This is a genomic window from Isoptericola cucumis, assembly GCF_014635665.1.
In the GTDB taxonomy this organism is placed as follows: domain Bacteria; phylum Actinomycetota; class Actinomycetes; order Actinomycetales; family Cellulomonadaceae; genus Isoptericola; species Isoptericola cucumis.
The window spans coordinates 249,228-269,548 of record NZ_BMDG01000003.1; the positions used below are offsets into that span (position 1 = coordinate 249,228).

A 20,321-nucleotide genomic window follows, 5' to 3' on the forward strand; every position below is an offset into this window, starting at 1 on the left:
CGACGACGGAGGCCCCATGAGCACGTCGAACAGCCCCGTGCGCCGCGGCTCGCCCGCCGCCGCGCACCTCACCCGCCGCGACATGCTGCGGCTCGGCGCCGCCGGTGCGGGCACGCTCGCGGCGGCCTGGGCGGTGGCCGGGTGCACGCCGTCGGCCTCGGCCCGGTCCGCGCCGCTGCAGTTCTGGCAGCAGTACGCGCCGGCGCCGCAGCAGGACCCGAACCTCGTCGCCCAGAGCCAGTGGTTCCTGGACAACGTGGACCGGTGGGCCAAGGCCGGCGAGCGACCGGTGGACATGGTCTACATCCCGGCCTACACCGACCCGACGAACACCCGGCTGACCACGGCGTTCGCGTCCGGCGACGGGCCCGACCTCTTCCTCATCTCGCCCGGCGACTTCCTGCGGTACTACAACGGCGGGGTCCTGACGGACCTCACGCCCTACCTCACCCAGGAGGCGATCGACGACTTCTACCCGGAGGCGCTCGCCACCCGCACGGTCGACGGCAAGATCTACGGCCTGCCGATGGAACAGGAGCCGCTCGCGATCTTCTACGACGTCCCCGCCTTCGAGGAGGCCGGGCTGTCCGAGGGGGACCTGCCGACCACCTGGGAGGAGATGCTCGAGCTCGGCCGACGGCTCAGCGGCGGCCAGCGCACCGGGCTGGTGCTCGACACCACCCCCAGCTACTACCAGAACTTCACGTTCTACCCGTGGGTCTGGCAGGGCGGCGGCGACGTCGTCGACCCGCGCACGCAGCAGGCGACCTTCGACTCCGACGCCGCGACGGCGGCCCTCGCCCTGTTCGGCGACGCCGTCGGGTCCGGCGCCGCCTCCCGGACGCTGCCGGCCGGCGGCGACATGGTCGGGGCCTTCACCAACGGGTACGCCGCGATGTGGCAGACCGGCATCTGGCAGGTCGAGGCGATGCGGCAGAACGCCCCCGACCACCCGTACGGGATCTTCCGGCTGCCGGCCCCGCCCGGCGGCGAGTCGGTGACGGCCCTCGGTGGCTGGGCGTGGGTCGTCAACGCCCGGGGCCGGGACCCCGAGTCCGCCGCGCGGTTCGCGGCCGAGGTCATGGGCTCGATGTCGGCCGAGTCGGTCGACCGTGCCGTCCAGTGGAACGGGGTCGACAAGGGCAACATCCCCGCGCGCCGCTCGGTCACCGAGGCGATCGGCGACAGCGGCGCGTTCGAGGACCCCGTGCTGCAGCAGTTCCGCGACGAGATCCTGCCGACCGGGCGTGCCGAGCCGCGGTACCCGCCCGTCATCTACAAGGCCGTCTCCAACGCCATCCAGAACTCCATGCTCGGCGGGGCCGACCCGCGCCAGCAGGCGGAGACGGCCCAGGCGGCCATCTCCAGCTACCTGGAGACCTACGAGGGAGGGTCGCTCGTATGAGTGCCGTCACCGTCTCGCGCACGGCCGGGCGCGCCCGGGCCGGGGCGCCCGCGCCCACCGGCAAGGCCGCGCAGGAGCGCCGCCAGCGCCGCGCCGCGTTCTGGTTCCTGCTGCCCGACTCGCTCGGGCTCTTCGTCTTCGTCGCCGTCCCGATGGTCCTGTCGGTGGTGCTCGGCTTCTTCCGCATGGACGGGTTCGGCTCGTTCGACTTCATCGGGCTCGGCAACTACGTCCGGATGGCGGGCGACCCGCAGTTCTGGAGCAGCGTGCGGATCACCCTGCTGTACCTCGTGGGCGTGGTCCCGGCGATCTTCGTGGTCGGGCTCGGGCTCGCGCTGCTCGTGCAGCAGAAGATCCCGTTCGTGGGCGCCATCCGCAGCATGTTGTTCGTCCCGTACGTCATCAGCCTCGTCGTCGTGGCCATGGTGTGGGAGTTCATGCTCTCGGAGCGCACGGGGGTGATCAGCCGGCTGCTCGGGCTCTTCGGTGTCGACGACGTCGCGTTCCTCGGTGAACCGAGCCTCGCCCTCGGCACGGTGGTCGTGATCACGGTGTGGTTCCAGATGGGCTACTACATGATCATCTTCCTCGCCGGGCTGCAGGACATCCCGGGCGAGTACTACGAGGCGGCGCGCATCGACGGCGCGGGCGCCTGGCAGCGGTTCCGGCAGATCACCCTGCCGCTCCTGCGCCCCACGAGCTTCTTCGTCGTCGTCACGGCGACGGTCGCCGTCATCACCGGCGGGCTCGACCTCGTGTTCGTCCTCACCGGCGGCGGCCCCGCCGGGGCGACGACGCTGCTCATCTTCTACGTCTACGAGCAGGCGTTCCTGTTCGGCGAGCTCGGCTACGCCGCCGCGATCGGCTCGGTGCTCGTCCTCGTGATGCTCGCGTGGTCGGCGCTCATGTTCGCGGTGACCCGAGGAGGTCGGTTCGACAATGACTGAGACCCTGCCTGCAGCCACGCACGACACCGCGGCGCCGGCGGCCGGGGCCGGGCGGGCACGCCGCCGCCAGGACAGCCGCTGGACCCGCCCCCGCGTCGCCCTCATGGTCCTCGGGATCGTGCTCGGGCTGGCGACGATCTTCCCGCTGGCCTGGATGGTCACCGGGTCGTTCAAGACGGCGGCGGAGGTCAACAGCGCCGCGCTGCTGCCGTCGGAGCCGACGCTGGACAACTACCGGTACGTCTTCACCCAGGTGCCGTTCCTGCGGTACATGCTCAACAGCCTCGTCGTGTCGGCCACGGTGACGGTCGTCGCGCTGTGGTTCCACTCCATGGCCGCGTACGCGCTGGCCCGCCTGAAGTTCAAGGGCCGGGACACGATCTTCCTGCTGATCTTCTCGACGCTGCTGGTGAGCCTGCCGGTCATCCTCATCCCGACGTTCGTCGTGGTGCGCAGCCTCGGGCTCCTGGACAGCTACGCCGGGCTCATCGTGCCGGCGATCTTCAACGCCTTCGGAATCTTCCTGCTGCGACAGTTCTACGTGTCGCTGCCGGCCGAGCTGGAGGAGGCGGCGCTCGTCGACGGCGCGAGCTACTGGCGGATCTACCGCAGCGTGATCCTGCCGCTGTCCAAGCCGATCCTGTCGGCGCTCGCGGTGTTCTTCTTCCTCGCGAACTGGAACTCGTTCGTCTGGCCGCTGACGATCACGTCCGACCCCGACCTGCGCGTCGTGCAGCTCGGCATCGCGACCTTCGGGCAGCAGTACCTGGGGGACTGGAACTACGTGCTCGCCGCGGCGACCGTCGCCGCGCTGCCCACGCTGCTGATCTTCTTCTTCTTCCAGCGACAGATCGTCGAGTCGATCAAGAACGCCGGCTTCAAGTAGGCCGTTCTGCGGTGAATCATCCGATGTTGCAGGGCGCTGAGGCCGGTCAACACGGATGATTCACCGCGGATCGGGATGCCGACGGCGTGAACGCTTGTGAGGCATCCGATGACTACGCTAGACATGGCTGCGTCACATCGTGAGGCGAAGGGGCTTCCACGTGAGCACGACACCGCTGCTGCGCGCCTCGGGCGTCAGCAAGGAGTTCCCCGGCGTGCGGGCGCTCGACGACGTGCAGCTCGAGCTGCGCCACGGCGAGGTCCTGGCGCTGGTCGGGGAGAACGGCGCCGGCAAGTCGACCCTCATGAAGATCCTCTCCGGCATCCACCCGGCGGACGCCGGGACGCTGGAGATCGAGGGCGCCCCGTTCGCGCCGAGCGGCCCGCGGGCCGCGAACGAGCTGGGCATCAGCACCATCCACCAGGAGTTCCACCTGATGCCGGACCTGTCGGTGGCGCAGAACGTCTTCGCGGGGCGCGAGCCGCGCCGCGCGGGCTTCATGGACGACCGGGCCCTGGTGCGCCAGGCGGCCGACCTGCTGCGCCGGCTCGACATCCCGCTGGACCCGCGCCGTCGGGTGTCGGAGCTGAGCGTGGCCGAGCAGCAGATGGTGGAGATCGCCAAGGCGCTGTCGTTCGACACGCGCGTGCTCATCATGGACGAGCCGACCGCCGCGCTGAACGACGCGGAGGTGCGCACCCTGTTCCGCCTGGTGCGCGACTTCGTCACGCCGCGCACCGGCGTCGTGTACATCTCTCACCGCATGGACGAGATCAACGAGATCTCGGACCGCATCACCGTGCTGCGCGACGGCCGGTACATCGACACGCTCGACACGCCCGCGACCACCACGCGCGAGGTCATCGCCCTGATGGTGGGCCGTCAGATCGCCACCGACGTGCGCCCGGCGCCGGCGCCGGCGGACCGGCCCGTGGTGCTGCGCGTCGAGGGCCTGAGCACGAAGAAGCTGCTGCGCGACGTCTCCTTCGACCTGCACGAGGGGGAGATCCTGGGGTTCGCCGGCCTCATGGGTGCGGGACGCACCGAGGTCGCCCGCGCGCTCGTCGGGGCCGACCCGAGCACCGGCGCCGTCGAGGTGCGCGGGCGCCGGGTCACGATCCGCAACCCCGCCGACGCGGTCGGGCACGGCATCGGCTACCTGTCGGAGGACCGCAAGCGCTACGGCCTGCTGCTGGACCAGGACGTCGCGTCGAACGTCATGCTCTCCTCGCTGCGGCGCGAGACCCGCGCCGGCTTCGTCCGGGACGGCGCCGTGCGCCGCACGGCCGCCGACATGGTGCGCCGGCTCGGTATCAAGACGCCGTCGGTGCGGCAGCGGGCGAAGAACCTCTCCGGGGGCAACCAGCAGAAGATCGTGCTGGCCAAGTGGCTCGTGCGCGACTGCGACGTGCTGGTCGTGGACGAGCCGACCCGCGGCATCGACGTGGGCGCCAAGGAGGAGATCTACGAGCTCCTGGAGTCCCTCGCCGCCCAGGGCAAGGCGATCGTCATGATCTCGTCCGAGCTGCCGGAGGTGCTCCGGCTGGCGGAGCGGATCGTCGTGATGTGCGAGGGCCGCGTCACCGGCGTCCGGGACAACGCGGGCACCACCCAGCACGACCTCATGGAGCTCGCGACCCGCTTCGGCGGCACGGCCGGCGAGCCTCACCCCTCCGCCACGACGGGAGACGCCCGATGACTTCCCCCACGACACCGACGACGTCCACGGCAGGCCCGGCCCCGGCGACCGGGACGACCCGCGGTCCGCGGTACCGCCAGCAGCTGCAGCAGATCCTCGCGTTCGCGGGCCTGGTGGTGATCTTCGCCTTCTTCTCGTTCGCCAGCCCGTTCTTCCTCGAGTGGGCCAACATCAAGGGCATCCTGCTCGCCACGGCGGTCACGGGGATCATGGCGCTCGGCGCCACGTTCGTCATCGCCACGGGCGGCATCGACCTGTCGGTGGGCACCGGGATGACGCTGTGCGCGGTCATGACCGGCGTCTTCCTGACGAACCTGGGCCTGCCCCTGGCCGTGGGGGTGCTCGGCGGCATCGCGACCGGCGCGCTGCTGGGCCTCCTGAACGGCCTCAACGTGTCGTTCCTGCGGATCCCGCCGTTCATCGCGACGCTGGCGATGATGATGGTCGCCCAGGGCCTGTCCCTGATCATCTCGGGCACCAAGCCGATCTACTTCTCGGACGTCGCCGGCTTCTCGCAGATCGCGCTCGGGGAGCTGGTCCCCGGCCTGCCGAACGCGGTGCTGATCTTCTTCGTCGCTGCCGTCGTGGCCGGGGTGCTGCTGAGCAAGTCGCTCATCGGGCGCTACGCCCTGTCGATCGGCTCCAACGAGGAGGCCACGGCGATCTCCGGCATCAACGTGCGGCGGTGGAAGGTGGCGGTGTACACCCTCGCCGGGACGTTCACGGGCCTGGCCGGCGTGGTCATGGCCTCCCGGCTGAACTCCGCCCAGCCGGGCCTCGGCCTGGGGTACGAGCTCGAGGCGATCGCCGCGGTCGTCATCGGCGGCACGTCGCTGCGCGGCGGGCGCGGCACGATCCTCGGCACCGTGATCGGCGCCCTCATCATGAGCACGCTCACCAACGGCCTGCGGATCATGTCCATCCCGCAGGAGTGGCAGAAGGTCGCGGTGGGCGTCGTGATCCTCCTGGCCGTCTACGCCGACATCCTGCGGCGGGGCAAGGACGCCTGACCGCCCGCACCCCTGTTCCGACGACGACTCTTCCGACGACGACGTCCGCACCGAAGGAGCGCCACCCATGAGTGTCACGAGGTTCACGAAGTCCGCGCCGAAGTACGTCGCCGTCGCGGCGGCGACCACGCTTCTCCTCTCGCTCGGCGCGTGCGCCGACGACGGCGGGGGCAGCGGGGGCGGCGGCGAGGGCGACAAGCCGTACGTCGCCCTGGTGTCCAAGGGGTTCCAGCACCAGTTCTGGCAGGCCGTGAAGAAGGGCGCGGACGAGGCCGCCGCCGAGCTCGACGTCGAGGTCACCTTCGAGGGGCCGGAGACGGAGACCGAGGTGGACAAGCAGCTGTCGATGCTGCAGACCGCGCTCGACAAGAGCCCCGACGCGCTCGGGTTCGCCGCCCTCGACTCCGAGGCGTCGATCCCCCTCATGACCGACGCCCAGTCGCGCGGCATCCCGGTGATCGCCTTCGACTCCGGCGTCGACTCCGAGGTCCCGCTCACGACGGTCTCCACCGACAACGTCGCGGCGGCCGCCGAGGCGGCGAAGCACATGGTCGAGCTCACGGGCGGCAAGGGCAAGATCGCCGTGCTCGGTCACGACCAGACGTCGCAGACGGGCCAGCAGCGCGTCAGCGGGTTCGTCGACTACATCGAGGAGAACGCGCCCGACCTGGAGATCGTCGACACCCAGTATGCGGGCGGCGACCAGCTCAAGTCGGCCGACGCGGCCAAGTCCATCCTGCAGGCCAACCCCGACCTCAAGGGGCTGTACGGCACCAACGAGGGCGCGGCCACCGGCGTCGTCAAGGCGGTGCAGGAGCTGGGCAAGGCGGGCGACCTCACGGTGATCGGCTTCGACTCCGGCAAGGCGCAGCTCGACGCCATCAAGGACGGCGTGATGGCGGGCGCGATCACGCAGAACCCCGTCGGGATCGGGTACGAGACGGTCAAGGCAGCCGTCGCCGCGATCGACGGCGAGGAGGTCGAGCCCGTCATCGACTCCGGCTTCTTCTGGTACGACAAGGAGACGATGGACGACCCGGAGATCGCCGAGGTCCTCTACGAGTAGGGCTCACGCGTAGAGGGCCGCGAACTCGCCGGACGGCGCGATCGGCGTGACCACGTCGACGAGCGCGCCGTCCGGCCCGGCCACGATGAAGTGCCGCTGGCCGAACTCCTCGTCCCGCAGCGGCAGCACGACGTCGTGGCTCCCGGCGGTGACGACCCGGGCGTGCACCGCGTCGACGTCGTCCACCTCCACGGTGACGAGGACGCCGGCAGTGCGCGCGCCCCGGGCGCGCTCGGGGATGGTGGCGTGATCGGCGTCGACGACGGCGATCTCCGCGTCGTCGGCGCGCAGACTGACGTACCAGTCGGAGGTGAACGTGGGCGTCATGCCGAGCAGGTCGGCGTAGAACCGGGCGGTCGCCGGCACGTCGGACGTGGCGAGGACGGGGTAGAGGCTCGTGATCATCGGGGCTCCTTCGGGGGACCGACAAGATACATACGGCGTGTACGTATCTATACATTCACGATGTCGGTAACCTGTCAACCATGCCCAGGAGGACGAAGGCCGAGAGCGAGGCCACGGCGGCCGCGATCCTGGCCGCCGCCCGCGACCTGTACGCCCGGCGGGGATACGCCGCCGTCGCCGTCGAGGAGGTCGCCGCGGCCTGCGGCGTCACGCGGGGCGCCGTCTACCACCACTTCGGCAGCAGGGTGGGCCTCTTCGCCGCGGTGCACGCGAGCGTGACGGCCGCCGTCGCGGCCGAGATCGAACGAGCGACCGACCATGTGCACGACCCCTGGGAAGGTCTCGAGGCCGGGTGCCACGCGTTCCTGCGGGCCGTCGTGGCCGACGACGCGCGGCAGGTCGTGCTGGTGGACGGCCCCGCCGTGCTCGGCTGGGCGCGCTGGCGGCAGGACGACGCCCGCAGCTCGGGGCGCCTGCTCGACGCCGTCCTCACCGAGCTCGCCGACGCCGGCCGGGTGCGTCGTGACGGCGTCGCCGCGACGTCCGCGCTGCTCTCGGGCGCCATGAACGAGGCCGCGCTGTGGGTGGCCGACGCCCCTGACCGCGAGCGTGCTCTGGCGCAGGCATGGCAGGCGCTGCGTCGCCTGCTGCGCGGCGTCCGGGCCTGACCCGGCACCGGGCGCACCTCGACGGCACCTCGACGGCACCGCGGCGGCCGGTGTCAGGTGACCGCGCCGAGCTGCCACGGCACGAACTCGTCCGCGCCGAGGTCCAGCTCCTCGGAGACGGTCTGCTCGCCGGACGCGACGGCGAGGATCTTCTCGAAGAGCTCGTCGCCCACGTCCTCCACCGACAGCCCGTCCTCCACGATGCGCCCGGCGTCCAGGTCCATGTCCTCGCGCATGCGGCGGTACGTGTCGGAGTTGGTCGCGACCTTGATCGACGGGGACGGCTTGCAGCCCAGCACCGAGCCGCGCCCCGTGGTGAAGACGACGACGTTGGCACCGCCCGCGACGATGCCGGTCACCGACACCGGGTCGTAGCCGGGGGTGTCCATGAACGTCATGCCGCGCTCGGTGACGGGCTCGGCGTACTCGTGCACGGCCACGAGGTCGGCGGTGCCGGCCTTGGCGACGGCGCCGAGCGACTTCTCGAGGATGGTGGTGAGGCCGCCGGCCTTGTTGCCGGGTGACGGGTTGTTGTCGAGGGTGCCGCCGCCGGCGGCCGCGTACCCCTGCCACCAGTCGATGCGGTCGAGCAGCCGCTGCCCCACCTCCTCCGAGACGGCGCGGCGCAGGAGCAGGTGCTCGGCGCCGAAGACCTCGGGCGTCTCGGCGAGGATCGACGTGCCGCCCTGCGCCACCAGCAGGTCGGACGCGTGCCCCAGGGCGGGGTTCGCGGTGATCCCGGAGAACCCGTCCGAGCCGCCGCAGTTCAGGCCCAGCACCAGCTCGGACGCGGGCGCCTCCGCGCGGCGCAGCGCGTCGATCCCCGGCAGCATCTCGGTGATCGCGGCGACCCCGGCGCGCACGGTGGCGCGGATGCCGCCCGTGTCCTGGATGGTCAGCGTGCGCACGGGGAGGTCCTCGCGCAGCTCCAGGCCGCCGAGGACGGACGTGACCGGGAGCATCTCGCAGCCGAGCCCGACGACGAGCAGGCCCGCCATGTTGGCGTGCGACGCGTAGCCGCGCAGCGTGCGCAGCGTCACCTGGGCGCCCTCGGAGGTCGGCACGAGGCCGCAGCCGGTGTCGTGGGTGAGGGCGACGACACCGTCGACGTGCGGGTAGGCGTCCAGCACCGGGCCGCGGAACTGGTCGGCGATCATGCGCGCCGTCGACGCGGAGCAGTTCACCGACGTGAGGATGCCGACGTAGTTGCGGGTGCCCCAGCGGCCGTCCGAGCGCCGGTACCCCCGGAACGTCCGGCGCGTCGCGGGCTCGGGGAGCGTCGTGCGGGCCGTGCCGAACTCGTGCTCCTGGGCGCCGTCGTCGCTCGCCTCGGCGCCGGGGTCGGCGAAGCCGAGGTTGTGCGTGTGCACGTGGTCGCCCGGCGCGACGTCGCGCTTCGCGCGGCCGATCGACTGCCCGTACTTGCGCACCTCGGCGCCCGCGGTGACCGGCCGGACGGCGAGCTTGTGCCCGCGCGGCAGCGTCGACGTCGTCGTCACCGCGGTGCCGTCCGGCAGCCGCACCGTCGTCCCCGCGGGTACCTGGCGCGTGGCGACGGCGACGTCGTCGGCGGGCCGCAGCAGCAGCGCGACGTCCGCCAGCTCGACGACGCCGGGCAGCGGGTGCTCGGCGGACCGGGACCCGTGCCCGGGCGCGGCCGCGAGGGGCAGGAGCGGGTGGTGCGGGGCGGTGCTCATCGGATCACGACCTCGGGATCGGCGGCGGGTGCGGTGGAGCGGGAGGGAGCGGGAGCGGTCGACGCGCGCACGACGAGCTCGACAGGCAGGCGCCGGTGCGCGGCGGCGAGCCCGGCGTCGGACCCGGCGTCAGGCCCGGGCCCCAGCAGGTCGACGGCGTCGCGCCCGGCGCGCGCGAGCGGCAGCGCGACGGTGGTGAGCGCCGGTGTCACGAGGGTGGCCGCCGGGACGTCGTCGAAGCCGACGACCGAGACGTCGCGGCCGGCGCGCACGCCGCGGGCGTGCAGGCGGGCGAGGACGCCGAGGGCGACCAGGTCGTTGAAGCACAGCACGGCGGTCGCGCCGGCGGCGAGGGCGAGGTCGGCGGCCTGGACGCCGCCGCCGTGGGTGGGGCGGAACGCCCCGAGGTCGATCGTCCGTCGAGCGCCCCCGTCGTCGAGCGCGTCGAGCGCCGTGCGGCGCTCCGCGTCCGACCACGAGGAGCGCGGCCCGCCCGCGTACGCGACGGCCTCGTGCCCGAGCGCCCGCAGGTGGTCGACCGCCTGCCGCACGCCGTCGGGCACGTCGAACGAGACCGACGGCACGCCGGGCGCCTCCCGGTTGACGAGCACCACCCGCCCGGTCGCGGTCAGGGCGGCGAGGGCGTCGGCGGGCATGCGCGGCGAGCAGAGCACGAGACCGTCCACCCGGCCGAGCAGCCGTGCGACCTGCTCGTGCTCCTGTGCCGCGTCCTCGTCGGTGTCGGCCACGATGACCTCGCGCCCGGTCTCGCGGGCGCGGCCCTGCACCCCCTTGGCGACGGTGGCGAAGAACGGGTTCGCGAGGTCGGGCAGCACCAGGCCGACGGTGGCGGTGCTGCCGGTCGTCAGGGTCCGGGCCGCGTGGTGCGGGCGGTAGCCGAGCTCGCGCGCGGTGCGCACGACGTGCTCGCGGTTGCCGGCGGAGACGTGGGGCGCGTCGCTGAGCGCCCGCGACGCCGTCGCCAGCGAGACGCCCGCCGCCCGCGCGACCTCGCGCAGCGTGACCATGGGACCTCCGGGCTCGTGGGGACGACGAGGGGATACGACGACTGGAACCGGTTCCAGCGTGTTTCAGCGTAGCGCACCTGCGAGGACGCGGGCCGGAACGCGTGAACGGGACGCGCCGAAGGCGTACCGTCGGTGCCGACGTGCTCGGCCGGTGCTCGACGAGGGCCACATCCAGGCCCTGTCCAGCCCGGCCGACGACCGCTCGCCGCCCGACCGGAGGAGTCAACGATGCCCCGTCCGCCGTTTCCCGCCGCCGTCCTCGACCTGCTGCGCCGCCCGCAACCCGCGGTGATGGCGGTCGTCCGCCCGGACGGCAGCCCCGTGACCGCCGCGACCTGGTACCTGTGGGTCGACGACGACTCGCCGGCCGGCGGGCACGTGCTCGTGAACCTCGACGCCGGTCGCAAGCGGCTGGAGCACCTGCGCGGCAACCCGCACGTGAGCCTCACCGTGCTGGGGGAGGACTGGTACACCCACGTCACCCTGCTGGGCCGTGCGACCGCGCTGACCGACGACGCCGACCTCGCCGACACCGACCGGATCTCGCGGCACTACGGCGGCCAGCCGTACCCCGTGCGCGACCGTCCCCGCGTCACCGCCCGGGTCGAGGTCGACCGCTGGACGGCGTGGGGCGCCCTGCACGACGCGGCCGACGGTGCTGCCGGCGACGCCCGCTGAGGGGGCGCCATGCGTCTCGGAGCTCCCCGCAACCCCGGCGACGAGCACCGTCTGGTCGCGGTCACCCCCGACGCGGCGGGCCGCCTGACCGGCCTCGGGTACGACGTCGTCGTCGAGCCGGGCGCCGGCGACGGGGCGCGGCTGGCCGCCCACGAGTACGTCGCGGCGGGGGCGCGCGTCGCCGAGCGCGCGGAGGTCTGGTCGGCGGACGTCGTCGTGACGCTCGACCCGCCCGGCCCCGCCGAGCTCGACCTGCTGCGTCCCGGCGCGGTCCTGGTGGCCCGGCTGGCGCCCGCGGCCGAGCCCGGGCTGCTCGCGGACCTGGCGGCGCGCGGCGTCACTGCCCTGGCGCTGGACGCCGTGCCGCGGATCTCCCGCGCCCAGTCGCTCGACGTGCTCTCCGCCCTGTCGAACGTGGCGGGTTACCGCGCCGTCGTGGAGGCGGCGGAGGAGTTCGGCGGGATGTTCACCGGCCAGGTCACGGCCGCGGGCACGACGCCGCCCGCCCGCGTGTTCGTCATCGGCGCGGGGGTGGCCGGGCTGGCCGCCATCGGCACGGCCGCCAGCCTCGGCGCCGACGTGCACGCGTTCGACGTGCGACCCGAGGCCGCCGACCAGATCGAGTCCCTCGGCGCGCGCGTGGTCCGCGCGGACGCCGCCACCCAGCAGGTCAGCACGGACGGCTACGCCGGCGCGCTCACCGCCGACCAGGAGGCGGCGGCGCTGCGCGCCTACGCCGAGCAGTCGGCGGCGGCCGACGTCGTCGTCACCACCGCGCTCGTGCGCGGCACCGCGCCGACCACGATCACCCGCGCCATGGTGGACGCCATGCGGCCCGGCTCGGTGGTGGTCGACCTCGCGGCGCCGGGCGGCGGCAACTGCGAGCTCACGGTGCCGGGCGAGCGCGTCGTGACCGACCGGGGCGTGGTCGTCCTCGGGTACACCGACCTGCCGGCGCGGCTGCCGCAGCACAGCTCGCGGCTGGTCGGCACGGTCGTCGGCAACCTCCTGGAGCTCCTGACGCCCGGACGCGACGGGCGGGTGGTGCTCGACCTCGAGGACCCGGTGGTGCGCGGGATGACCGTGGCCGGCGAGGGCCGCGTGCTGTGGCCGCCGCCGCCCGTGCAGGTCTCGGCGGCCCCGCCGCAGCCCGCCGATCAGGCCGGGCCCCCGGCGGTCCCGCCGGCCGCGTCGCCGGCGCTGCGCCGGCGCCGCCGTGCCGTGCTCGGCGCGCTCGGTGCCGTCGTCGCCGGCGCGCTGGTGGCGCTCTCCCCGCCGGAGCTCGTGGGGCACTACACCGTCTTCGCCCTGGCCGTGGTGGTCGGGTTCTACGTGATCTCGAACGTCACGCACGCGCTGCACACGCCGCTGATGGCCCAGACCAACGCGATCAGCGGGATCATCATGGTCGGCGCGCTGCTGCAGATCGGCGACCCGTCGCCCGTCGTGACGACGATCGCGGTCGTCGCCGCGGCGCTGGCGAGCGTCAACGTCTTCGGCGGGTTCCTGGTCACGCGGCGCATGCTCGGCATGTTCCGGCGCGAGGACCCGGCGAGCGGGGGAGCGTCGTGACCGTGACCTCCGTGGTGCTCGCCGCCTACCTGGTCGCGGGCATCCTGTTCATCCTGTCCCTGGCGGGCCTGTCGGCGCAGGCCTCCGCCCGGCGCGGCACCGTGCTCGGGATGCTGGGGATGGGCCTGGCCCTCGCCGCCACGGTCGCCCTCGCGCTCGAGCGGTCGGCCCGCCCGTGGCCCGTGACCGCCGGCCTGATCCTGCTGGTGCTGGTGGTGGGCGCGGCGGTGGGCACCTGGCGTGCCCGGCGGGTCGAGATGACCCAGATGCCGGAGCTCATCGCGCTGCTGCACTCGTTCGTGGGGCTGTCCGCCGTGCTGGTGGGGTACGGGTCGTACCTGGGAGAGCCGGCGGCCGGCGGGGGCGACGCCGTCCACCGGGTGGAGGTGTTCCTCGGCGTCCTCATCGGGGCCGTCACCTTCACGGGCTCGGTGGTCGCGTTCGGCAAGCTCTCGGGCCGGCTGTCGTCCGCGCCGCTCACGCTGCCGGCGCGCCACCTGCTCAACCTCGCCGCCCTGGTGGGCTGCGGCGCCCTGCTGGCCTGGTTCCTCGGCGCGGGGACGACGGCGGCCGGGCTGGCGCCGCTGCTGCTCATGACCGTCGTCGCGCTCGCGCTGGGCTGGCACCTGGTGGCGGCGATCGGCGGCGGGGACATGCCCGTCGTGGTGTCGATGCTCAACTCGTACTCGGGCTGGGCGGCCGCGGCGGCCGGGTTCACCCTCGGCAACGACCTGCTCATCGTCACCGGCGCGCTCGTCGGGGCGTCCGGCGCCATCCTCAGCTACCTCATGTGCCGCGCCATGAACCGGTCGTTCTGGTCGGTGGTGCTGGGCGGCTTCGGCAGCGCGGGCGGCGCCGCCCCGGCCGGCGGGACCGACCAGGGCGAGGTGCGGGAGACGTCGCCGGACGCCGTCGCCGCGCTGCTGACCGCCGCGCGGTCGGTCGTCGTCGTGCCCGGGTACGGGATGGCCGTCGCGAAGGCGCAGCACCCGGTGGCCGACCTCGTCGGGCGGCTGCGGGAGCGGGGCGTCACGGTGCGCTTCGGCGTGCACCCGGTGGCGGGCCGGCTCCCCGGCCACATGAACGTGCTGCTGGCCGAGGCGCGGGTGCCGTACGACATCGTGCTGGGGATGGAGGAGGTCAACCCGGACCTGCCCGGTACCGACGTCGTGCTCGTCATCGGCGCCAACGACACGGTGAACCCCGCCGCGCAGGACGACCCGTCGTCGCCGATCGCGGGCATGCCGGTGATCGAGGCGTGGAAGGCGCGCGACGTCGTGGTCTTCAAGCGCTCGCTGGCCACCGGCTACGCCGGCGTGGGCAACCCGCTGTTCTTCCGCGAGAACACGGCCATGCTCTTCGGCGACGCCAAGGAGCAGGTGGACAAGATCGTCCAGGCGCTCTGACCGTCAGACCCGGGAGTCGGCCTGCGACTCGTAGACCTCCGCGTCGAGCACGCCGTCGGCGTGCACGAAGGCCGACTCCGGCACGGCGGTCCCGGCGCTCTCGATGCTGCGGGCGTCGGTGGGGACGCCGCCGTCGAGGCTCGGCATGACGCTCGCGAGCTCGGAGCGCCACTTGGTGAACCGGAACGGGAAGCACCGCTCGAGCAGCCCGACCATCGCCGACGCGGCGGTCGAGGCGCCCGGGGACGCGCCGAGCAGGCCGGCGATCGAGCCGTCCGACGCGGCGACGATCTCCGTGCCGAACTGCAGCACGCCCTTGCCGTCGGCGTCGCGCTTGATGACCTGGACACGCTGGCCCGCCGTGATCCGCTCCCAGTCCTTGGGGTGGGCGGTCGGCATGAACTGCTGCAGCGCGTGGAACTTGGTCTCCGGCGCGGCGGCGAGCTGGCCCACCAGGTACTGGGTGAGGTCGAGGTTCTTCAGGCCCGCGCCGAGCATCGACGTGAGGTTGTGCAGGCGCATCGAGGTGATCAGGCCCAGGTACTTGCCCTTCTTGAGGTACTTGGGGCTGAACCCGGCGTAGGGGCCGAACATGAGGTACGACCTGCCGTCGACCACGCGGGTGTCGAGGTGCGGCACGGACATCGGCGGGGCGCCGACGTCGGCCTTGCCGTAGACCTTCGCCTGGTGGCGGGCCACGATCTCGGGGTTGGAGGTGCGCAGGAACTCCCCAGAGATCGGGAAGCCGCCGAAGCCCTTGATCTCGGGGATGCCGGCCGACTGCAGCAGGGGGAGGGCGCCGCCGCCGGCGCCGACGAAGACGAACTTCGCGGTGACGGTGCTCGTCCGGTCGTCCGCGTTCCAGGAGCGGTCCTTGACGCGCAGCTTCCAGCGCCCGTCCTTGGTCTTCTTGAGGCTCTTGACCTCGTGCTGCAGCCGCAGCTCGGCGCCGCCGGCGACGAGCCCGTCGATGAGCTGGCGGGTGAGGTTGCCGAAGTCGACGTCGGTGCCGGCGGTCGCGCGCGTCGCCGCGACGGCCTCGTCGGCGTCGCGCTCCTCGGTGAGCAACGGCGCCCAGGACCGGATGGTGGAGCGGTCGGCCGTGAACTCGAGGTCGCGGAACAGCGGGTGGGCGCTGAGGGTCTCGTACCGGCGGCGCAGGTAGTCGACGTTCTTCTCGCCGCGCACGAACGTCATGTGCGGGGTGCGGCTGAGGAACGAATCGTCCTTGAGGCGGCCGGTGGCCACGAGATGCTGCCAGAGCTCGCGCGAGATCTCGAACTCCTCGTTGATCTTCACCGCCTTGGAGATGTCGATCGAGCCGTCCTTGCGCTCCGGGGTGTAGTTGAGCTCGCAGAGCGCGGCGTGCCCGGTACCCGCGTTGTTCCACGGGTTCGAGGACTCCTGCGCGACGTCGTCGAGCCGCTCGTAGATGCGGATCGTCCAGCTCGGCTCGAGCTGCTGGAGCAGCGTGCCGAGCGTGGCGCTCATGATGCCGCCCCCGATGAGGACGACGTCGACGTCGGCCCGCGCGGGGCCACCGGAAGTCACAGCACCTGAAGTCACCGGGCCACCATACGCCGCGCGTGAAAAGTGTCACAAAGAATGAGAGCAACCTCACACGGGCCTCTGACCTGCAGTGACGCAGGTCACATCGCCGCTGGGACAGGCCCGCAGGTCAGCGCGTCGGGGCGGTCGCCGAGGGCCAGGGGCCGAGCTCGGGCAGCGGCACCCGGGCGCCGCCGCGGAGTGCCCCGACGGGGCCGGCGGGCTCCCGCCCGGCGAGCCACGCGGCGACGTCGCGCGGGTCGCCGTCGAGCTCGAGGCCGTCGTCGCGGGGGCCGGGGAGCCGGACGGCGAGGAAGTCGCGCAGGTGGGCACAGAAGCGGTCGCCCCAGGTGTCGGACCCGATCGCGGTGCTCGTGCCCGCGGTCGCGTCCACGGCGTGGATGCGCGCCTCGCGCCACCACGCGAGCAGGGCGTCGGCGACGACGCCGTCGCGGTACGCGACCGGTGCCGACCACGCCGCGGCGTCGTCCGGGTCGGGCCAGGCCGCCGCGAGCCGCTCGCGCGCGGCGAGGAGCGCCTCGACGTGCTCGACCGCCGTGCGGGACGCGCCGGCCTCGATGGCGGCGTCCCGGCCCGCCTGGCCGCCGTCGTACGGGGCGACCTTCTCGCCGCGGGCGGCGTACTCCGCCTGCCGGGCGAGCGCGGCCCCGACGTTCGCGACGTGGGACAGCACGTGCCCCCGGGTCCAGCCGGGCAGTGCCGATGGCTCGGCGACGACGTCGTCGCCCCACTGGCGGACCGCCTCGGTCAGCGCGTCCAGCGCGTGCTGCGCGTCGGTGAGGGCATGGTCGACGAGGGCAGGGTTCACGGCCACAACAGCTCCTTGGTCCAGGGGTTCATGGTGGTCATCGAGGTGGTGGTCGGGGTGGCGGGAGTGGCGCCCGAGGTGGCGGGGCTGCTCCGGTAGCGCAGGCGGGCCTGCCCCTTGTCGTCGCTCGCCTGCCAGAACTCGACCTCGGCCGGGACGAGCGTCCACGCGGTCCAGGTGGGCGCGACGGCGCCGGGGTCCGCGCGGGCCTCCTCGAGGCGCTCGGCGAAGGCGTGCCGGTACTCCGCCGGCGAGCCCAGCGGCTCGCTCTGGTGCCCGACCAGCCCGGCGGCGCGCGACCCCTCGGGCCGGGCCCGGAAGTCGGCCGCGCCGGCGTCGCCGCCCGCCGGGCGCGCGGAGCCCTGTACGCGCACCTGGCGACCCAGGTCGCGCCAGAAGAAGGTGAGCGACGCGTGCGGGTTGGCCGTCAGGTCGTGGCCCTTGGGGCTGGCGGCGTGCCCGGCGAACCACCAGCCGTCGGCGGTGACGTCCTTCAGCACGAGCGTGCGGGCGTGCACCCGGCCGCCGGCGTCGGCGGTGGACAGGGTCGCGGCGTGCGGGGCGCCGACCCCGGCCGCGAGGGCGTCGTCGAACCAGCGGGTGAACAGGGCCTGGGGCGTGGCGGGCGCGGCGTCGAGGTCGTCCAGGTCGACGCCGAACGGCGGCAGGCCGGGCGGGAACGTGGGCAGGGCGCGGAGCCGGTCGCGGAAGGTCATCGGCGTGCCTCCGGCGCCAGCAGCGCGACGAAGCCGCGGACCGCCGCGCGCATCGCGTCCTCGTCGCCCGTCGCGCGGGCGAGCACGTAGCCGCCCTGCACCACGGCGACCGCGGCGTGCGCCCGGTCGCGGGCGGCGTCGGCGGGCAGGCCCGCCTCCCGCAGGGTGGCCGTGACGGCGGCGAGCAGCCGGACGAAGTAGGCGGTCACGACGTCGCGGAGGCCGTCGTCGTCCATGACGGCCTGGTCGCTGGTGAGCCGCCCGACCTTGCACCCGGCGAGGGCCTCGCGGGGCCGCGTCACGTAGGCGACGACGCGGTCGAGCGCCTCGACGCCGCCGCCCGGGTCGCCGCTCCCGTCGCCCTCCAGGTCGCGGCGCGCGGCGGTGAGCGCCTGCTCCACCGTGGCGCCCACGGCGGCGACGGCGAGGTCGTGCTTGGTGGGGAAGTGGTGGTACAGGCTGCCCTGCCCCACGCCGCTGGCCTCGAGGACCTGGCGCGGGCTGGTCGGCCCGACGCCCTGGGAGGCGAACAGGCGCTGCGCGGTGGTGACGAGACGCTCGCGGGTGCCGGTGGTGACCATGGCCGCGACCATACCTACCTCTAGGTATGGTCGCAAGACCCCGGGGGCTTCGGGGGTCACGGCGCCCGTCGTCAGGCGTGCGCGCGGACGAGCTCGGCGTACGCCGTGAATGCCGGCTTGGGCGCGTAGCCGACGTCGGTGAGCCCGAACCCGCCGAAGAGCGAGCCGTCGGCGGTCGCGTCCCGCAACGAGAAGTGGGAGTACGACGCGACGCCGGCGGCGGGATCCAGTGCCGCGGTGATCATCGCGCGCAGCACGTCGGCCTGGCGTCCCTCGCCGCGCTCGGGCCCGGTCGGCCAGCCGTGCTCGGTGACGTGCAGCGGCAGGTGGTCCAGGCCGGCGGGGGCCAGTGCGGCGCGCCGGTGCTCGGCGAGCAGCCACGCGCACGCCCCGAGCGGGTCGGCGCCCGGCGGCAGCGGGAAGAAGACGCCCGGGAACGCGTCGAGACCGATGTCGTCCAGGGCGTCCCGGAGCTCCTGCCCGCCCGTCGAGACCAGGCGCGCGTCGTAGCCGGGGTCGCCGAACAGCACCGTGGTGTTGGTGTCGACGGCAACGCGCAGCCCTCGCGCACCAGGTCGCCGACGTCGGCGCCGACCACGACCACATGGCGCAGGCCGTCGCCTACCTCGGCCTGCTGGACCGCGCCCGGGCAGTGGAGATGTTGCGGCGGCGCGCCGCCGGCGTGCGCGAGGTGGTCGCCGGCATCGAGGCCGGGGTCGCGGGTGCCGCGGACGCAGGCCTCCCGGAGCTGTACGTCGTCGAGGGCGGCTACGCGCTCGCGCTGCGGAGGGCCGGGAGGTGACTCAGAAGTAGTCGCGCACGTGCACCTGACGGCCGCCCCACAGGGCGTCCCAGGTGGCGTCGTGGTCCGCCGGCCCGGTGAGGTGTCCCGCGAGCCGCAGGTTCGCGCACGACTGCGCGCCCGCGTACGACTGGGCCAGACCCGCCGACGTGAACGTCGGGCGGTCTCCCGGCGTCGCCCGGTGGTCGGCCTCGACGCGCACCGCGCCGCCGTCGACCACGAGGGTCCAGGCGCCCTCGAGGTCGGGGGTGGCCGGGTCGACGACGGCGAACGGCACGCGGGCGTCGACCGGCGCGAGGCGGGCGGCACCGAGCGCGCCTGGCACGTCGAGCAGCCGCAGCATGTACGGGCGGCTGCTGGTCCGCTCGGCGTGGTCGGGCAGCACGAGCCGGGAGACGTCGGCGCCCGCCCAGCCGCCGGAGGTCGCGAGCCGGACCTCGCCGACGACGGCGGAGAACGACCCGAGCAGCCGCCACAGCGCCCGCGCCGCGTCGGGGGTCAGGGCGACCAGGTCGTCCACCTCGAGGGCGCTCTGGCGGTCGTACCCCGACCCGCGCGACCAGCTCACGAAGCCGACCAGCCGCTCGTCGTCACCCGCGCCGGTCACGGCCAGGCTCACCCCGGTGTAGCCGGCGTCCGGACCCACCAGCTCGTCGGCCTCCATGACGAACGGCTTCTCCGCGCGCGTCAGCGGGCCGTTCTGCGCCGACGCCCAGGCGTCGTACGTGCGGCGGACCGCGGGCACGTCGGCCGCCGTCGCCCGCCGGGTGCGCACGCCGTGCGGCGCGCGGACCGCGGCGAGGGCCGACATCGGGATGCGCACGTCGTCGAACGACCCGACCACCTCGTAGCCCAGGTGACGGTAGATGCCGGCCGCGGACGGATAGAGCGTCGAGACCACCTCGCCGCGGGCGCGGGCCTCGTCGAGCGCGGCGTCGAAGAGTCGGCGCAGGACCCCGGAGCCGCGTCGCTCCGCGGCCACGGTGACGCCCGCGAACCCCGCCGTCGGCACCGGCACGCCGTGGAACCAGGAGGTGAACCGCCGCACCCCGAGCGCGGCGACGAGCTCGTCCGCCCCGCCCTCGTCGTCGACGGCCACCCACGGGCGGGTGTTCGCCGACGGCCACGACTCGGGGGTGGGGTCGGGCTGCGGCGTGGACGGGACGCCGAACGCCTCCGCCCCCAGCCGTCGGGCGGCGGGGACGTCGGCGAAGGTGGTGCGACGGATCGTCAGGGTCACGCGCGCAGCGTAGCGTTGCCGGGGTGAGCGAGCCGCCCGAGTCGCGCGCCGGTCAGCCGGACGGTCAGCCGGACGGTCAGCCGGTCGATCAGCCGCGCGACCAGCAGGGGAGTCAGGAGAGCCGGCAGCGCGACCGCC

20 protein-coding genes are annotated in these 20,321 nt (G+C 73.8%); 11 read left to right on the plus strand and 9 right to left on the minus strand.

What is annotated here, in order from left to right:
- Positions 1-16 precede the first annotated feature (16 nt).
- From IEW03_RS05380 to IEW03_RS05405, 6 genes are all read left to right on the plus strand, one after another.
- Positions 17-1,405 carry an ABC transporter substrate-binding protein gene (locus tag IEW03_RS05380; protein ID WP_188522624.1) on the plus strand — a complete coding sequence of 463 codons (1,389 nt, stop codon included), beginning with the start codon at positions 17-19 and terminating at the stop codon, positions 1,403-1,405.
- Positions 1,402-2,352, plus strand: a complete 951-nt coding sequence (locus IEW03_RS05385; protein WP_188522625.1) for a carbohydrate ABC transporter permease — start codon at positions 1,402-1,404, stop codon at positions 2,350-2,352. Before IEW03_RS05380 ends, IEW03_RS05385 begins: the two co-directional genes overlap by 4 nt.
- Complete coding sequence (locus IEW03_RS05390; RefSeq protein WP_229737550.1) at positions 2,345-3,238, plus strand: carbohydrate ABC transporter permease; 894 nt, start codon at positions 2,345-2,347, stop codon at positions 3,236-3,238. Before IEW03_RS05385 ends, IEW03_RS05390 begins: the two co-directional genes overlap by 8 nt.
- A gap of 160 nt (positions 3,239-3,398) precedes the next feature.
- On the plus strand, positions 3,399-4,937 hold the full coding sequence (locus IEW03_RS05395) for a sugar ABC transporter ATP-binding protein (protein WP_188522626.1): 1,539 nt from the start codon (positions 3,399-3,401) through the stop codon (positions 4,935-4,937).
- Entirely contained in the window at positions 4,934-5,947 is a 1,014-nt protein-coding gene (locus IEW03_RS05400; RefSeq protein ID WP_188522627.1) for an ABC transporter permease, read from the plus strand. The genes IEW03_RS05395 and IEW03_RS05400 overlap by 4 nt, the downstream gene beginning before the upstream one ends.
- A gap of 67 nt (positions 5,948-6,014) precedes the next feature.
- A complete protein-coding gene (locus tag IEW03_RS05405; protein ID WP_188522628.1) occupies positions 6,015-7,013 on the plus strand; it encodes an ABC transporter substrate-binding protein in 999 nt (332 codons plus the stop codon).
- Positions 7,014-7,016: 3 nt separating this feature from the next.
- On the opposite strand, the gene IEW03_RS05410 is transcribed toward IEW03_RS05405, so the two are convergent.
- Positions 7,017-7,418 carry a VOC family protein gene (locus tag IEW03_RS05410; protein ID WP_188522629.1) on the minus strand — a complete coding sequence of 134 codons (402 nt, stop codon included), beginning with the start codon at positions 7,416-7,418 and terminating at the stop codon, positions 7,017-7,019.
- Positions 7,419-7,498: 80 nt separating this feature from the next.
- On the opposite strand from IEW03_RS05410, the gene IEW03_RS05415 reads away from it, so the two are divergent.
- A complete protein-coding gene (locus IEW03_RS05415) occupies positions 7,499-8,086 on the plus strand; it encodes a TetR/AcrR family transcriptional regulator (RefSeq protein ID WP_188522630.1) in 588 nt (195 codons plus the stop codon).
- Between the two features lie 53 nt (positions 8,087-8,139).
- Here IEW03_RS05415 and IEW03_RS05420 read toward each other — a convergent pair whose 3' ends face one another.
- Positions 8,140-9,783, minus strand: coding sequence for a UxaA family hydrolase (locus IEW03_RS05420; protein WP_188522631.1), 1,644 nt, complete (start codon positions 9,781-9,783; stop codon positions 8,140-8,142).
- On the minus strand, positions 9,780-10,811 hold the full coding sequence (locus tag IEW03_RS05425) for a LacI family DNA-binding transcriptional regulator (protein WP_188522632.1): 1,032 nt from the start codon (positions 10,809-10,811) through the stop codon (positions 9,780-9,782). Before IEW03_RS05425 ends, IEW03_RS05420 begins: the two co-directional genes overlap by 4 nt.
- Before the next feature lie 228 nt (positions 10,812-11,039).
- Between IEW03_RS05425 and IEW03_RS05430 the strand changes: the two genes are divergently transcribed.
- The 3 genes from IEW03_RS05430 to pntB are packed head-to-tail and all read left to right on the plus strand — an operon-like array spanning position 11,040 to position 14,467.
- The gene (locus tag IEW03_RS05430; RefSeq protein WP_188522633.1) at positions 11,040-11,489 is read left to right on the plus strand and encodes a TIGR03618 family F420-dependent PPOX class oxidoreductase; all 450 of its coding nucleotides are present in this window, start codon (positions 11,040-11,042) and stop codon (positions 11,487-11,489) included.
- Between the two features lie 9 nt (positions 11,490-11,498).
- Positions 11,499-13,061, plus strand: coding sequence for a Re/Si-specific NAD(P)(+) transhydrogenase subunit alpha (locus IEW03_RS05435; protein WP_188522634.1), 1,563 nt, complete (start codon positions 11,499-11,501; stop codon positions 13,059-13,061).
- Positions 13,058-14,467 (plus strand): Re/Si-specific NAD(P)(+) transhydrogenase subunit beta, encoded by a 1,410-nt coding sequence (gene pntB, locus IEW03_RS05440; RefSeq protein ID WP_188522635.1) that lies wholly within the window; start codon positions 13,058-13,060, stop codon positions 14,465-14,467. The genes IEW03_RS05435 and pntB overlap by 4 nt, the downstream gene beginning before the upstream one ends.
- 3 nt (positions 14,468-14,470) lie before the next feature.
- Here pntB and mqo read toward each other — a convergent pair whose 3' ends face one another.
- From mqo to IEW03_RS05465, 5 genes are all read right to left on the minus strand, one after another.
- Positions 14,471-16,033 (minus strand): malate dehydrogenase (quinone), encoded by a 1,563-nt coding sequence (gene mqo / locus IEW03_RS05445; protein WP_229737556.1) that lies wholly within the window; start codon positions 16,031-16,033, stop codon positions 14,471-14,473.
- Positions 16,034-16,145: 112 nt separating this feature from the next.
- Entirely contained in the window at positions 16,146-16,850 is a 705-nt protein-coding gene (locus tag IEW03_RS05450; protein WP_229737558.1) for a maleylpyruvate isomerase family mycothiol-dependent enzyme, read from the minus strand.
- A complete protein-coding gene (locus tag IEW03_RS05455) occupies positions 16,841-17,560 on the minus strand; it encodes a pyridoxine/pyridoxamine 5'-phosphate oxidase (RefSeq protein ID WP_188522636.1) in 720 nt (239 codons plus the stop codon). The genes IEW03_RS05450 and IEW03_RS05455 overlap by 10 nt, the downstream gene beginning before the upstream one ends.
- The gene (locus IEW03_RS05460) at positions 17,557-18,141 is read right to left on the minus strand and encodes a TetR/AcrR family transcriptional regulator (RefSeq protein ID WP_188522637.1); all 585 of its coding nucleotides are present in this window, start codon (positions 18,139-18,141) and stop codon (positions 17,557-17,559) included. Before IEW03_RS05460 ends, IEW03_RS05455 begins: the two co-directional genes overlap by 4 nt.
- A 71-nt stretch (positions 18,142-18,212) precedes the next feature.
- Positions 18,213-18,671, minus strand: coding sequence for a hypothetical protein (locus IEW03_RS05465; protein ID WP_188522638.1), 459 nt, complete (start codon positions 18,669-18,671; stop codon positions 18,213-18,215).
- 74 nt (positions 18,672-18,745) lie between these two features.
- Between IEW03_RS05465 and IEW03_RS05470 the strand changes: the two genes are divergently transcribed.
- A complete protein-coding gene (locus IEW03_RS05470) occupies positions 18,746-18,943 on the plus strand; it encodes a hypothetical protein (protein WP_188522639.1) in 198 nt (65 codons plus the stop codon).
- A gap of 1 nt (position 18,944) precedes the next feature.
- Here the strand turns inward: IEW03_RS05470 and IEW03_RS05475 are convergent, their stop codons facing one another.
- Positions 18,945-20,183, minus strand: a complete 1,239-nt coding sequence (locus IEW03_RS05475) for a GNAT family N-acetyltransferase (RefSeq protein ID WP_188522640.1) — start codon at positions 20,181-20,183, stop codon at positions 18,945-18,947.
- Between the last annotated feature and the right edge of the window lie 138 nt (positions 20,184-20,321).

Coding starts and splice junctions, on each gene's coding strand:
- IEW03_RS05435 (WP_188522634.1), top strand. CDS start 11,499: ATGCGTCTCGGAGCTCCCCGCAACCCCGGCGACGAGCACCGTCTGGTC.
- IEW03_RS05430 (WP_188522633.1), top strand. CDS start 11,040: ATGCCCCGTCCGCCGTTTCCCGCCGCCGTCCTCGACCTGCTGCGCCGC.
- IEW03_RS05415 (WP_188522630.1), top strand. CDS start 7,499: ATGCCCAGGAGGACGAAGGCCGAGAGCGAGGCCACGGCGGCCGCGATC.
- IEW03_RS05420 (WP_188522631.1), bottom strand. CDS start 9,783: ATGAGCACCGCCCCGCACCACCCGCTCCTGCCCCTCGCGGCCGCGCCC.
- IEW03_RS05385 (WP_188522625.1), top strand. CDS start 1,402: ATGAGTGCCGTCACCGTCTCGCGCACGGCCGGGCGCGCCCGGGCCGGG.
- IEW03_RS05455 (WP_188522636.1), bottom strand. CDS start 17,560: ATGACCTTCCGCGACCGGCTCCGCGCCCTGCCCACGTTCCCGCCCGGC.
- IEW03_RS05405 (WP_188522628.1), top strand. CDS start 6,015: ATGAGTGTCACGAGGTTCACGAAGTCCGCGCCGAAGTACGTCGCCGTC.
- IEW03_RS05470 (WP_188522639.1), top strand. CDS start 18,746: ATGGCGCAGGCCGTCGCCTACCTCGGCCTGCTGGACCGCGCCCGGGCA.
- IEW03_RS05400 (WP_188522627.1), top strand. CDS start 4,934: ATGACTTCCCCCACGACACCGACGACGTCCACGGCAGGCCCGGCCCCG.
- IEW03_RS05380 (WP_188522624.1), top strand. CDS start 17: ATGAGCACGTCGAACAGCCCCGTGCGCCGCGGCTCGCCCGCCGCCGCG.
- IEW03_RS05410 (WP_188522629.1), bottom strand. CDS start 7,418: ATGATCACGAGCCTCTACCCCGTCCTCGCCACGTCCGACGTGCCGGCG.
- IEW03_RS05425 (WP_188522632.1), bottom strand. CDS start 10,811: ATGGTCACGCTGCGCGAGGTCGCGCGGGCGGCGGGCGTCTCGCTGGCG.
- IEW03_RS05390 (WP_229737550.1), top strand. CDS start 2,345: ATGACTGAGACCCTGCCTGCAGCCACGCACGACACCGCGGCGCCGGCG.
- IEW03_RS05460 (WP_188522637.1), bottom strand. CDS start 18,141: ATGGTCACCACCGGCACCCGCGAGCGTCTCGTCACCACCGCGCAGCGC.